The organism is Stenotrophomonas sp. YJH_SMC_131 (assembly GCF_059367975.1).
Window position 1 is genome coordinate 12,768 of record NZ_JCAFRJ010000001.1, and the last position, 12,746, is coordinate 25,513.

Below are 12,746 nucleotides of genomic sequence, written 5' to 3' on the forward strand. Positions count from 1 at the left end.
GCACCTACCAAAGGCGGGAACGCGGTAACTCCATGCCACGCGTGGATGGGGAGCGTGCCAACCAAGGGCGGGAACAAGTGGATCCACGCCATGCGTGGATGGTTTTTCGCGAGTGTCGAAAGCGTGCCAACCTTGGTTGGCACCCACCAGGGCGGCAGAAAAAAAACACGCCCCGCGCATGCGGGGCGTTCTCGGCACAACCTACGCGGGGCGATCAGCCCTGGTAGTCGCGCACATCGCTGCCGGTGTAGACCTGGCGCGGACGGCCGATCTTCATTTCCGGATCGACCTGCTGTTCCAGCCAATGCGAGACCCAGCCGGAGGTACGGCCCAGGGCGAACATGACGGTGAACATTTCGGTCGGGATCTGCAGCGCCTTGTAGATGATGCCGCTGTAGAAATCGACGTTCGGGTACAGCTTGCGCGCGACGAAGTACTCGTCCTGCAGCGCGGCCTGTTCCAGCTTCACGGCCACGTCCAGCAGCGGATCCTGCACGCCCAGCTGCTTGAGCACCTTGCTGGTCATCTCGCCGATGACCTTGGCGCGCGGGTCGAAGTTCTTGTAGACGCGGTGGCCGAAGCCCATCAGGCGGAAGCCGGAGGTCTTGTCCTTGGCCTTGACCACGGCAGACTCGACGTTGTCGGCGGTGCCGATCTCTTCCAGCATCTTCAGCACGGCTTCGTTGGCACCACCGTGGGCCGGACCCCACAGCGCGGTGACACCCGCGGCAACCGACGCGTACGGGTTGGCACCGGTCGAACCGACCAGGCGCACGGTCGAGGTCGAGGCGTTCTGCTCGTGGTCGGCGTGCAGGATGAACAGCAGGTCCAGCGCCTTGACCACATCCGGGTTCAGATCGTACTGGCCGTCAGCCGACTCGAAGGTCTGCTTCAGGAAGCGGCTGACGTAGTCCAGCGAGGTGTCCGGCTTGTTGGCGGGCAGGCCCTTGCCATGGCGGTAGATCAGCGCCGACAGGGTCGGCACCTTGGCGATCAGGCGCACGGCGGCCTGGCGGCGCTGCTCGGCGTCGGACAGGTCCAGCGCGTCGTGGTAGATGGCCGACAGCTGCGCGATCGCAGCAGCCAGGATGGCCATCGGGTGGGCGTCCTTGGCGAAGCTGCCGATCAGGGTGTTGATCGAGTCGTCGACATTGGCTTCGGCAGTCAGCTCATCGGTGAAGGCCTTCAGCTGCTCGGCGCTCGGGCGCTCGCCGTTGATCAGCAGGTAGGCCACTTCGACGTAGCTCGACTTTTCCGACAGCTGCTCGATCGGGTAGCCGCGATACAGCAGCACGCCCTTGTCGCCGTCGATGTAAGTGATGGCGGACTTGCAGCTGGCCGTCGCGGTGAAGCCGGAATCGTAGGTGAAGAACCCCGTTTCCTTGGTCAGCTTCGCGATGTCGACGCAGTCGTTGCCAAGGGTGGGTTTGATGACGGGCAGAACGACGGACTTATCGCCGGCGTTGAGCGTGACCTGATCAAGATCGGACACTGTGTGCGCTCCTTCATGGGAAGGCGCCTGCCCAAGCGCATTGGTCAGGCACGTGAATGACGTCCTCGGCCTGTGCCGGGGATCATGCCATTATCGCACAGCAGCATTTGCCCGGCGCTAGACAGAAGTCGTAGACGGCAGGCGGCCAGAACCCGGCCAGCAAGCGGCCCGGATCGGCAAAAGCGTTGTCACACGAACGCAGTGTTCTGTCCATCCAAACGCCCGTTGGGTAGGCGTTGGGGAAAAACAAACGGCCGCGCAGAGCGCGGCCGTCGGTTCGAAGCTGGATCGACAGATCAGCGCGCGTAGCGCTTCTGGAACTTGTCGATACGGCCCGAGGTGTCGATGACCTTGTGCTTGCCCGTGTAGAACGGGTGCGAAGCCGAGGAAATTTCAACCTTCACCAGCGGGTAGTCGTTGCCGTCTTCCCACTTGATGGTTTCCTTCGTCGCCATGGTCGAGCGGGTCAGGATCTTGAAATCGGAGGTGACGTCATGGAAGACGACGTCGCGGTAGTTCGGATGGATATCGGCCTTCATGGGCTCACACCGTAAATGGGCTGGTGGTCAAGAGCGGCATTATAAGCACCGGTTGCCGCCCGGGGCAACCGGTGCCGGTCAATCGGCTTCAGTCCGCGCCCAGGGCCTGGCGTACCAGGGTCTCGAAACGCTGCTGGTCGTAGGCCATCAGCAGATCGCAGTTGTCCGGCTGGCCGGTCTGGCGGTTCCAGTCGACGATGGTGGCGCCGCGGCTGAACGTGCCATTCAGCTCCACGTTCAGCGGACGCGACTCGACCCGCAGCTGCCCTTCCGGGTTCAGTGCCCAGGCCATGGCAACCGCGTCGGCGGTGTACCAGCGGCCACCCTTGCTGTCTTCGGACAGGCCACGGGTCTTGCGCGAGATCAGCTCGTAGAAGCGGGCACGATCGGAGTCGGCCTGCAGCCACTTCTCGGCTTCTTCCAGCGGCAGGCCGTGGGCGACGGTGGCCTCCCAGTCCGACACCAGCAGGTGCTTGAACGAGGTGAACACCACATGCGCCGCTTCCGGATCGAAGGCGATGTTGAATTCGGCCGCCGGGGTGATGTTGCCGTGGCAGGTGACCGCGCCGCCCATCACCACGATGCGCTTGATGCGCTGGGGCAGGGTCGGGTCCAGCTTCAGTGCCAGCGCGAGGTTGGTCAGCGGGCCAAGCATCACCAGCATCAGTTCGCCGGCATGCGCGTGCGACAGGCGCAGGATGGCCAGCGCAGCGTGCTCGGCTTCGGCCTGGCGGCTCGGCGGCGGCAGGTCCACGTCGCCATAGCCATCACGGCCATGCACGTGGGCAGCGTCTACGGAAGGATGCAGCAGCGGATCCGGGCTGCCGGCAAACACCGGCACGTCGGTGCGGCCGACGATGTCGCAGAGCTTGAGGGCGTTGCGGACGGTGTACTGCAGGCCGACATTGCCGGCGGCGATGGTCAGGGCGACCACGTCATGCCGTTCATCGGCAAAGGCCATCAGCAGGGCCAGGGCGTCGTCCACACCGGGGTCGGTGTCGATCAACAGGGGGATCTTGTGGGTCATCGTTGCCGTCTTCAGATCGGCAACGAAGTGTGGACCGGGATGATGACCGTTGCAAGTATGGGGGGGCGGCAGGGCTGCGACCTGCACCCGCGGTAGTGCCGGCCGCTGGCCGACAACTTCAACAGCAACGCCGAAAACGGGTTTCCCGCGGATGGCAGGGAGAGCTCTCTGTAGAGTCGAGCCATGCTCGACTCCCGCGCGCAACGCGCACAGCAGCCGAGCGTGGGCTCGGCTCTACAGTGGATCCACGCCGCGCGTGGATGAGCGTCCCGGGGATGGGGTCAGAGCCCTTTGCTGTGCAAAGGGGCCTGACCCCGCCACTTACGCCGAGGCGTAGCGCACGGCGGTGCCGATCCAGCGCTGCACCACGCGATCGGCCAACGCGGGCTGCTGGGCCAGCAGCCGCTCGGCCAGGTCATGCACGCCGGGCAGCAGGCCGGCATCGCGGGCCAGGTCTGCAATCCGGAAACCGGCCAGGCCGGTCTGGCGGGTGCCCAGCAGTTCGCCGGGGCCGCGCAGTTCCAGATCCTTCTCGGCGATGACGAAACCATCGTTGGTTTCGCGCATGGTCTGCAGGCGCTCGCGCGCCATCTGCGAAAGCGGAGCCTGGTACAGCAGCACGCAGCGCGATACCGCCGAACCACGCCCCACGCGGCCGCGCAGCTGGTGCAGCTGGGCCAGGCCGAGGCGTTCGGCGTTCTCGATCACCATCAACGAAGCATTGGGTACGTCCACGCCCACTTCGATGACCGTGGTCGCGACCAGCAGGTCGATCTCGCCGGTCTTGAACGCCACCATCGTCGCCAGCTTTTCGGCGGCTTTCAGGCGTCCGTGCACCAGCCCCACGCGAACGCCGGGCAGCAGTGCCTGCAGCGATTCGTAGGTGGCCTGCGCCGGGGTGGCATCCAGTTCTTCGCTTTCCTCGATGAGCGTGCACACCCAGTACACCTGCCGCCCTTCCTGGCAGGCCAGCGCGATGCGCTCGATCAGCTCCGGGCGGCGGTCATTGTTGAGGGCGACGGTCTGCACCGGCGTGCGTCCCGGTGGCAGTTCATCGATGGCCGACACATCCAGGTCCGCGTACTCGGACATCGCCAGCGTGCGCGGAATCGGCGTGGCGGTCATCACCAGCTGGTGCGGCACGCTGTTGCCACCCGCGCCCTTGTCGCGCAGCGCCAAGCGCTGGTGCACGCCGAAGCGGTGCTGTTCGTCGACGATGGCCAGAGCCAGATCCTGGAACACCACCGCCTCCTGCATCAGCGCGTGGGTACCGACCACCACCTGCGCTTCGCCACTGGCGACCTGCGCCATCACCTTGGCGCGCGCCTTGCCGGTGACCTTGCCGGCCAGCCAGGCGATACGCACACCGAGCGGCTCCAGCCAGCCGCGCAGGTTGTTGAGATGCTGTTCGGCCAGCAGTTCGGTGGGCGCTGCCAATGCGACCTGCTTGCCCTGCTCCACCGCCAGCATCGCCGCCAGTGCGGCCACCACGGTCTTGCCGGAACCGACGTCGCCCTGCACCAGCCGCAGCATCGGGCTGGGGCGCGCGAGGTCTTCACGGATCTGCTTGAACACGCGCGCCTGCGCGCCGGTGAGCGCGAACGGCAGCTGCTTCAGCAGCGCCTTGGCCAGCTTGCCAGGACCAGCCAGCGGCGGCGCATGGTGTGCCTGCAAGGCAATGCGCTGGCGACGCAGGCTGAGGTGGTGGGCCAGCAGTTCTTCCATCGCCAGGCGGCGCTGCGCCGGGTGGGTGCCGGCGGCCAGCGCGGCGAGGTCGGCATCCGGCGGTGGCCGGTGCACGGTCAGCAGCGCGCTGCGCAGCGACGGCAGGCCCAGGCCATCGAGCCAACCGCTGGGCAGCAGTTCCAGCGTGCTTTCCTCGGGCAGGCGATCCAGGGCCTGGCCGATCAGCTTGCGCATCGTCATCGGGCCCACGCCTTCGACGGTGGGATACACCGGGTCGAGGCGGTCGCCGAGTTCGGGATCATCGTTGCGGCCCAGCACCTGGTAGCTGGGATGGACGATTTCCAGGCCGAGGTGGCCGGGCTTGGGCGTGCCGAAGCAGCGCAGCCGGTTGCCGACCGCGAACTGGCCGACCTGCTGCTGGCGGAAATGGAAGAAGCGCAGCACCAGGGTGCCCTGCCCTTCGTCCTCCACCGCGACCTTCAGCATCGGTCGGTAGCGCATGCCGCGCTCGACCGCGACCACCCGCCCTTCCACCTGCGCCGGCACGCCGTTGCGCAGGTCTTCGATGCGGGTCAGCCGGGTCCGGTCTTCATAGCGCAGGGGCAGGTGAAGCCAGAGATCCTGCAGGGTAGCCAGGCCACGCGCCTGCAGTTTGGCGGCCACGGCCGGACCGACGCCGGCGAGCATCGCCAGGGATGCTTCGCCGGACGGTGACAGGACCGGGGTGACCGCCGCCTTGCGTGCCACGTGGTGGTCAGTCGATGACCATCACCGCATCGACCTCGAAGCTGGCGCCCTTCGGCAGGCCGGACACTTCGATGGTGGAACGGGCCGGGTACGGGGCCTGGAAGTAGTCCTGCATGACCGCGTTGACCTTGGCGAACTCGCCCAGGTCGGTCAGGTACAGGCCCAGACGCACGACCTTGTCCAGCGAGCCGCCGGCGGCTTCGGCCACGGCCTTGAGGTTGTCGAAGGCGCGACGGGCCTGCGCTTCGACGTCGCCAGCGCCGACGATGTCGCCGGTGGCCGGGTCAAGCGGGATCTGGCCGGAGAAGTACACGGTGTTGCCGGCGCGCACGGCCTGCGAGTACGGGCCGATGGCGGCGGGGGCCTTTTCGGTGTTGATGATCTGGCGGGACATGGGTCGCTCCGGTGCTTTGGGGGAAAACAGAGCGGTGATTGTACCGGGTGGGCGCGGCATCGGCTGGGGGTCGGATCCGTTTCCCGGCGGGAAACGGATCCGACCCCGTATGTCGTGTGCGCGGAACGTCATCCACGCATGGCGTGGACCTACTGGCGGCGTACCGACTGCACGACCGACAGGCGGCGCAGGCGGCGCATCACTTCGGCCAGGTGGTTGCGGTCGCGCACCTGGATGTTGAACGCCAGCACGGCGGCGTTGAAATCGCGATCCAGGTAGTCCACGCGCTCGATGTTGGAGTGGCTCTGCGCGATGGCAGCGGCCAGCTGTGCCAGCACGCCGGTGCCGTTCTCCACTTCCACCACCAGCGAGGTGTCGTAGTCGCCGGAGACGGTGGTGTCCCAGCCGATCGGCACCCAGCGCTCGGGCGACTTGCGCAGCTCGGCCAGGTTCGGGCAGTCCATGCGGTGCACCACGATGCCCTTGCCGGCGGTGTGGTAGCCCATGATCTCGTCGCCGGGAATCGGCTGGCAGCAGCCGGCGAAGGTGACCACGCCACGCTCGCTGCCGTTGATCAGGATCTTTTCCTGCGAGTGGTGGCGCGAATGCGGGCCACCACGCAGTTCGGCGTAGGCCATCAGCGCCTGCGCGGCCTGGGTCGGCATCCAGTTGCCCAGTGCGACCTCGGCCAGCAGGGCTTCCAGGCGCGGGAAGCGGTGTTCGGCCAGGAACGCATCCAGGCGCCCCTTCGGCAGCCGCTCCAGCGACGAATCCATCGCTTCCAGCGCACGGTCGAGCATGCGGTGGCCCAGCTGCACGGCATCCTCGTGCTCCAGCTGCTTGAGCTGGTGGCGGATGGCGGTGCGCGCCTTGCTGGTAACCACGAATTCCAGCCACTGCGGTTTCGGCGTGGCCGAGCGTGCGGTGATGATCTCCACCGACTGGCCCGACACCAGCTTGGTGCGCAGTGGCACCAGTTTCTTGTCCACGCGCGAGGCCACCGCCATGTTGCCGACGTCGGTATGCACGGCGTAGGCGAAATCGAGCGCGGTGGAATTGCGCGGCAGGGCCAGGATCTTGCCCTTCGGGGTGAACAGGTAGACCTCGTCCGGGAACAGGTCGACCTTGACGTTGTCCAGGAACTCCAGCGAGGAACCGGCGGCACGCTGCGAGTCGATCAGCTCGACGATCCACGCGTGGGCACGGCTCTGTGCGCTGTTGGGCGAATCGCCGCCGAACTTGTAGGTCCAGTGCGCGGCCACGCCGCGTTCGGCGATCAGGTCCATTTCCTCGGTACGGATCTGCACTTCGATCGGCGAGCCATACGGCCCGAACAGCACCGTGTGCAGCGACTGGTAACCGTTGGCCTTGGGAATGGCGATGAAGTCGCGGAAACGGCCATCCAGCGGCTTGAAGGTGGCATGCACCGAACCCAGCGCGTGGTAGCAGCTGGGCACGCTGCGCACGACCAGGCGGAAGCCGAACACATCCATCACCTGGTCGAAGGATTTGTTCTCGTCGCGCATCTTGTTGTAGATGCTCCACGGGGTCTTGATGCGGCTGATCAGCCGATGCTCGATCCCCTCCTTGGCCAGGCGCTGCGACAGCTGCACTTCCACCTGCGCCATCGCTTCGCGGCGCACCACCGGCTGGCTGCGGATGTGCTTCTCGATGATGGCGTGGCGCCACGGGTACAGCGCCTTGAAACCGAGGTTCTGCAGCTCGCTCTTGACCAGGCTCATGCCCAGGCGCTGGGCGATCGGCGCGTAGATCTCCAGCGTCTCGCGGGCGATGCGGCCGCGCGCTTCGCGGCTCTGCGCACCCAGCGTGCGCATGTTGTGCAGGCGGTCGGCCAGCTTGATCATGATCACGCGCAGGTCGCGCGACATCGCCAGCAGCATCTTGCGGAAGCTCTCGGCGGCCGCCTCCTGGCGGTCGCGGAACTTCAGCTTGTCCAGCTTGGTGACGCCGTCGACCAGTTCGGCCACGGCTTCGCCGAACTCGGCGGCCAGCGCCTCGCGGGTCAGCGGCGTGTCTTCGATGGTGTCGTGCAGGATCGCGGCGATCAGCGCTTCCACGTCCAGGCCGAGCTCGGCCAGCACCTGGGCCACCGCCACCGGGTGGGTGATATAGGGCTCACCCGACTTGCGCGTCTGCCCAGCGTGCGCGGAGGCTCCGACTTCCCAGGCACGGCGCAACAGCGGCAGCTGTTCCGGCGGCAGGTAATGGGCGGCGCGTTCAAGCTGGAGGACGTAGTCGGGTACGGCGGCAGTGGGGGCTGCGGCGACCTTGGCAGTGGGGCCTGGGTTCATGCCCGCAGCCTATTCCAGCGCGACGTTTACGGCAAATCCTGAATGCGAAACAGCCCGCACGGGGCGGGCTGTTCGGTGTATCCAACGATTACGTTGATCGATGCGATCAATCGTCGTTCTTGGACATGTCTTCGTCAGCGACCACTTCGGCGGCAGCCCACTCCAGCGCTTCGCGCTCGGCGCGCTCACGCTCGGCCTTCTCGACTTCGTCGATCAGCGCGTTGTCGATCTTGCGGGCGGCGATTTCGCGCAGCGCCAGCACGGTCGGCTTGTCCTCGGTCTCGCTGTTGTCCAGCGTGGCCTGCACGCCGTTGGCGAGCTGGCGGGCACGCTTGGATGCCATCATGACCAGTTCGAAACGGTTGTTAACGACTTCCAGGCAATCTTCTACGGTGATGCGGGCCATACGGGCTCCCGGCGACCGGTCGGCCGCTCAGTCGAATGAGGGAAAGGGGACGGAGTGTACTGGCAGGAGCTGGACAAAATCAAGCCAACCCCTACCCGATTCTTTTGGAATCAGTCAGTTGCGCCCGGATCGGGAGTCAGCAGGGCCTGGATCAGGCCGGCGTGGCGGACCTTCTGGGCCTCCCGGCGCAGGCGGCTGGCGGTGAAGATGGCGCACAACTCGTCCACGGCGGTGTCGAACACCTCGTTGACGATGACGTAGTCGAACTCGTTGAAGTGCAGCATTTCATCGCGCGCCGCGCCCAGGCGCTGGGCGATGACCGCCTCGCTGTCCTGGCCGCGCTTGCGCATGCGATCCTGCAGGGCCTGCTTGGACGGCGGCAGGATGAACACGGTGACCGTGCCCGGCACCAGCTGGCGCACCTGCTGCGCGCCCTGCCAGTCGATTTCCAGCAGCACGTCCTGGCCGGCGGCCAGCTGCGGCTCCACCGACTGCCGGGCCGTGCCCTTCCAGTCGCCGTGCACCCACGCATGCTCGAAGAAGTCGCCGGCGGCGATCATTTCTTCGAACCTTTCCGCAGAGACGAAATGGTAGTGCTGGCCGTTCACTTCCCCCGGGCGCATCGCGCGCGAGGTGAAGGAGATCGACAGCGCGATCTGCGGGTCACGCGCCAGGGTGGCATTGACGATGCTGCTCTTGCCGGCGCCGGAGGGGGCGGCAACGATGTACAGCGTGCCGCGCGCAACGGCGTCCGACGGCTTCGACGGGGCGCTCATGCGCGGAACCCAACTGGTTGATTTCGCAAAATTTTTCCTCGGTGTTCCAGATCCGGCGCGGAGGATCGCGCCAGGACGGCGGGGGCTGCGCGGAACATCCTGGAACCAGGCCCGGCAGACGCTTCCCCGGGGGGCGGGCACGCAACTTTACCAGAGCGGCCCCGTTGCGCGCCCGCCCCGCCGGCGCCGGGCCTTGTGCCACATGGGCGTGCGGGGGCCTGTGCTATAACCGGGCCGTACCCAACGACAGCCCGGAGGCCCGTGCCTCCCCGCCATCCCAGGAGAACGGCATGCCATCGATGAGCCGCCGCCAGTTCCTGAAAGTGACCGGGACAACCCTGGTCGGCTCCAGCCTGGCATTGATGGGCTTCGCGCCCGGCGTCGCGCTCGCGGAGGTCAGGCAGTACAAGCTGACCCGCGCGACCGAGACCCGCAACACCTGTACCTACTGTTCGGTGGCCTGCGGCATCCTGATGTACAGCCTCGGCGACGGCGCCAAGAACGCCGAGCCGAGCATCTTCCATATCGAGGGTGACCCGGACCATCCGGTCAACCGCGGCACGCTGTGCCCGAAGGGCGCCGGCCTGGCCGACATCATCCACAGCAAGTCGCGCCTGCTCTACCCCGAGTACCGGGCACCGGGCTCCAACGAGTGGAAGCGGCTGAGCTGGGACGATGCGCTGGACCGCATCGCGCGGCTGATGAAGGAAGACCGCGATGCCAACTTCGTGCAGAAGAACGAAGCCGGGCAGACGGTCAACCGCTGGCTGACCACCGGCATGCTGGCGGCCTCGGCCACCAGCAATGAAACCGCGGTGCTGACCCACAAGGTCGTCCGCTCCCTTGGCATGCTGGCATTCGACAACCAGGCACGTGTCTGACACGGCCCGACGGTGGCAGGTCTTGCCCCGACGCTAGGCCGTGGTGCGATGACGAACCACTGGGTCGACATCAAGAATGCCGACCTGATCCTGATCATGGGTGGCAATGCCGCCGAGGCACACCCGTGCGGATTCAAATGGGTGACCGAGGCCAAGGCACACAACAAGGCCCGGCTGATCGTGGTCGATCCGCGCTTCAACCGCTCGGCCGCGGTGGCCGACGTGTACGCGCCGATCCGCACCGGTACCGATATCGTGTTCCTGGGCGGCCTGATCAACTACCTGCTGACCGAGGACCGCATCCAGCACGAGTACGTGCTGAACTACACCGACATGCCGTTCCTGGTGAAGGACGAATTCGCCTTCAAGGGCGGCCTGTATTCGGGTTACAACGAAGAGAAGCGCAGCTACGACCGTTCCAGCTGGGACTACGCCTACGGTGACGACGGCTACGTACGCAGCGACCCGACGCTGAAGGACCCGCGCTGCGTCTACAACCTGCTGAAACAACACTACGCGCGCTACACCGTGGAGATGGTCGAGCGCATCTGCGGCACGCCGGCCGACAGCATCCGCCAGATCTGGGACATGATCGCGTCCACCGCCGGCAAGGACAAGGCGATGACCATCCTGTACGCGCTGGGATGGACGCAGCACTCGATCGGCGCACAGAACGTGCGTGCCGGCACCATGGTGCAGCTGCTGCTGGGCAACATCGGCGTGGCCGGTGGCGGCATGAACGCGCTGCGCGGGCATTCCAACATCCAGGGTCTGACCGACATCGGCCTGATGTCCGACCTGCTGCCCGGCTACCTGACGCTGCCGAGGCAGGACGAGCAGGACTACGACGCCTACATCGCCAAGCGCACGCAGAAGCCGCTGCGCGCCAACCAGATGTCGTTCTGGCAGAACTATCCGAAGTTCCACGTCAGCCTGATGAAATCGTGGTGGGGCGATGCCGCCACCGCCGACAACAACTGGTGCTTCGATTACCTGCCCAAGCTCGACAAGCCGTACGACATGCTGCAGGCGTACGAGCTGATGAACGAGGGCAAGATCCACGGCTACATCTGCCAGGGTTTCAACCCGCTGGCCTCGGCGCCTAACAAGGGCAAGCTGATCAGCGCGTTCTCCAAGCTGAAGTTCATGGTCAGCATGGACCCGCTGGAAACCGAGACCATCGCCTTCTGGCAGAACCACGGCGCGTTGAACGACGTCGACCCGAGCACGATCCAGACCGAAGTATTCCGCCTGCCCACCACGTCCTTCGCCGAGGAGAACGGCGCGGTGGTGAACTCCTCGCGCTGGCTGCAGTGGCACTGGAAGGGCGCCAATCCGCCGGGTGAAGCGCGCAGCGACATCGAGATCATGTCCGAGCTGTTCCATCGCATCAAGGCGATGTACGAGAAGGACGGCGGTGCGTGGTGGGAGCCGGTGCGCGACCTGGCCTGGAAGTATTCCAACCCGGAGCTGCCGACGCCGGAAGAGCTGGCGATGGAATACAACGGCAAGGCGCTGGCCGACGTGTTCGATCCGAAGGATCCGACCAGGCTGGTGCGCAAGGCCGGCGAGCAGCTGGCCGCATTCGGCGACCTGCGCGACGATGGCAGCACCTCCTCCGGCTGCTGGATCTACATCGGTGCCTGGGGCCCCACCGGCAACATGATGGCGCGGCGTGACAACAGCGACCCCACCGGCATCGGCAACACGCTGGGCTGGGCCTGGGCGTGGCCGGCCAATCGCCGCGTGATGTACAACCGCGCGTCGTGCGACGTGGCCGGCCAGCCGTTCGACCCGCGCCGCACGCTGCTGGCCTGGAACGGCAAGAACTGGGGCAGCGTGGACGTACCGGACTTCAAGGCCGACGAAGATCCCGCCGGCGGGATGGGCCCGTTCATCATGAACCCGGAAGGCATCGCCCGCTTCTTCGCCAAGGCCGGCATGGCCGAAGGGCCGTTCCCGGAGCACTACGAGCCATTCGACACGCCACTGCGCAGCAATCCGCTCAGCCCCGGCCAGGCACTGACGCTGAACAACCCGGCCGCCCGCGTATTCGCCAGCGATCGCGCACAGATCGGTTCGCCGGACGAGTTCCCGCATGTGGCCACCACCTACCGCCTGACCGAGCACTTCCACTTCTGGACCAAGCACGGCAAGTTGAACGCCATCATCCAGCCCGAGCAGTTCGTCGAGATCGGCGCGGCCTTGGCCGACGAGCTGGGCATCAGCAACGGCAGCCGCGTGCGGGTCAGTTCCAAGCGTGGCCACATCGAAGCGGTGGCGATGGTGACCAAGCGCATCAAGGCCCTGCAGATCGATGGCCGGACCGTGCACCAGGTGGGCGTGCCGATCCACTGGGGCTTCCTCGGTGCGGCCAAGCCCGGATACATCGCCAATACGCTGACCAACGCCATCGGTGACGGCAACTCGCAGACGCCCGAATCGAAGTGCATCCTGGTCAAGGTCGAGAAGGTGTAGGAGACACG

At 66.2% G+C, this 12,746-nt stretch carries 9 protein-coding genes; 1 reads left to right on the forward strand and 8 read right to left on the reverse strand.

Annotated elements, in window-relative coordinates; all coding sequences use genetic code 11:
- Positions 1-214 precede the first annotated feature (214 nt).
- The 8 genes from AC5P56_RS00040 to gmk form a co-directional block, all read right to left on the reverse strand.
- The gene (locus tag AC5P56_RS00040; RefSeq protein ID WP_049440467.1) at positions 215-1,492 is read right to left on the reverse strand and encodes a citrate synthase; all 1,278 of its coding nucleotides are present in this window, start codon (positions 1,490-1,492) and stop codon (positions 215-217) included.
- A gap of 296 nt (positions 1,493-1,788) precedes the next feature.
- Positions 1,789-2,031, reverse strand: coding sequence for a type B 50S ribosomal protein L31 (locus AC5P56_RS00045; RefSeq protein ID WP_010484049.1), 243 nt, complete (start codon positions 2,029-2,031; stop codon positions 1,789-1,791).
- Between the two features lie 88 nt (positions 2,032-2,119).
- Positions 2,120-3,058, reverse strand: coding sequence for a nucleoside hydrolase (locus tag AC5P56_RS00050; RefSeq protein WP_032956077.1), 939 nt, complete (start codon positions 3,056-3,058; stop codon positions 2,120-2,122).
- A gap of 321 nt (positions 3,059-3,379) precedes the next feature.
- Entirely contained in the window at positions 3,380-5,491 is a 2,112-nt protein-coding gene (recG, locus tag AC5P56_RS00055) for an ATP-dependent DNA helicase RecG (protein ID WP_241887076.1), read from the reverse strand.
- A 7-nt stretch (positions 5,492-5,498) separates the two neighbouring features.
- Positions 5,499-5,885, reverse strand: a complete 387-nt coding sequence (locus tag AC5P56_RS00060; RefSeq protein WP_005418954.1) for a RidA family protein — start codon at positions 5,883-5,885, stop codon at positions 5,499-5,501.
- A 149-nt stretch (positions 5,886-6,034) separates the two neighbouring features.
- Entirely contained in the window at positions 6,035-8,197 is a 2,163-nt protein-coding gene (locus tag AC5P56_RS00065) for a RelA/SpoT family protein (RefSeq protein ID WP_005418955.1), read from the reverse strand.
- A gap of 106 nt (positions 8,198-8,303) precedes the next feature.
- A complete protein-coding gene (rpoZ, locus tag AC5P56_RS00070) occupies positions 8,304-8,603 on the reverse strand; it encodes a DNA-directed RNA polymerase subunit omega (protein ID WP_005410877.1) in 300 nt (99 codons plus the stop codon).
- 110 nt (positions 8,604-8,713) lie between these two features.
- Positions 8,714-9,379 (reverse strand): guanylate kinase, encoded by a 666-nt coding sequence (gene gmk / locus AC5P56_RS00075; protein WP_032956072.1) that lies wholly within the window; start codon positions 9,377-9,379, stop codon positions 8,714-8,716.
- A gap of 290 nt (positions 9,380-9,669) precedes the next feature.
- Here gmk and fdnG point away from each other — a divergent pair, with 290 nt between their 5' ends.
- Positions 9,670-12,738: a formate dehydrogenase-N subunit alpha gene (fdnG, locus tag AC5P56_RS00080; RefSeq protein WP_495231375.1), complete on the forward strand. Its 3,069-nt coding sequence runs from the start codon at positions 9,670-9,672 to the stop codon at positions 12,736-12,738.
- The last annotated feature ends 8 nt before the right edge of the window (positions 12,739-12,746 follow it).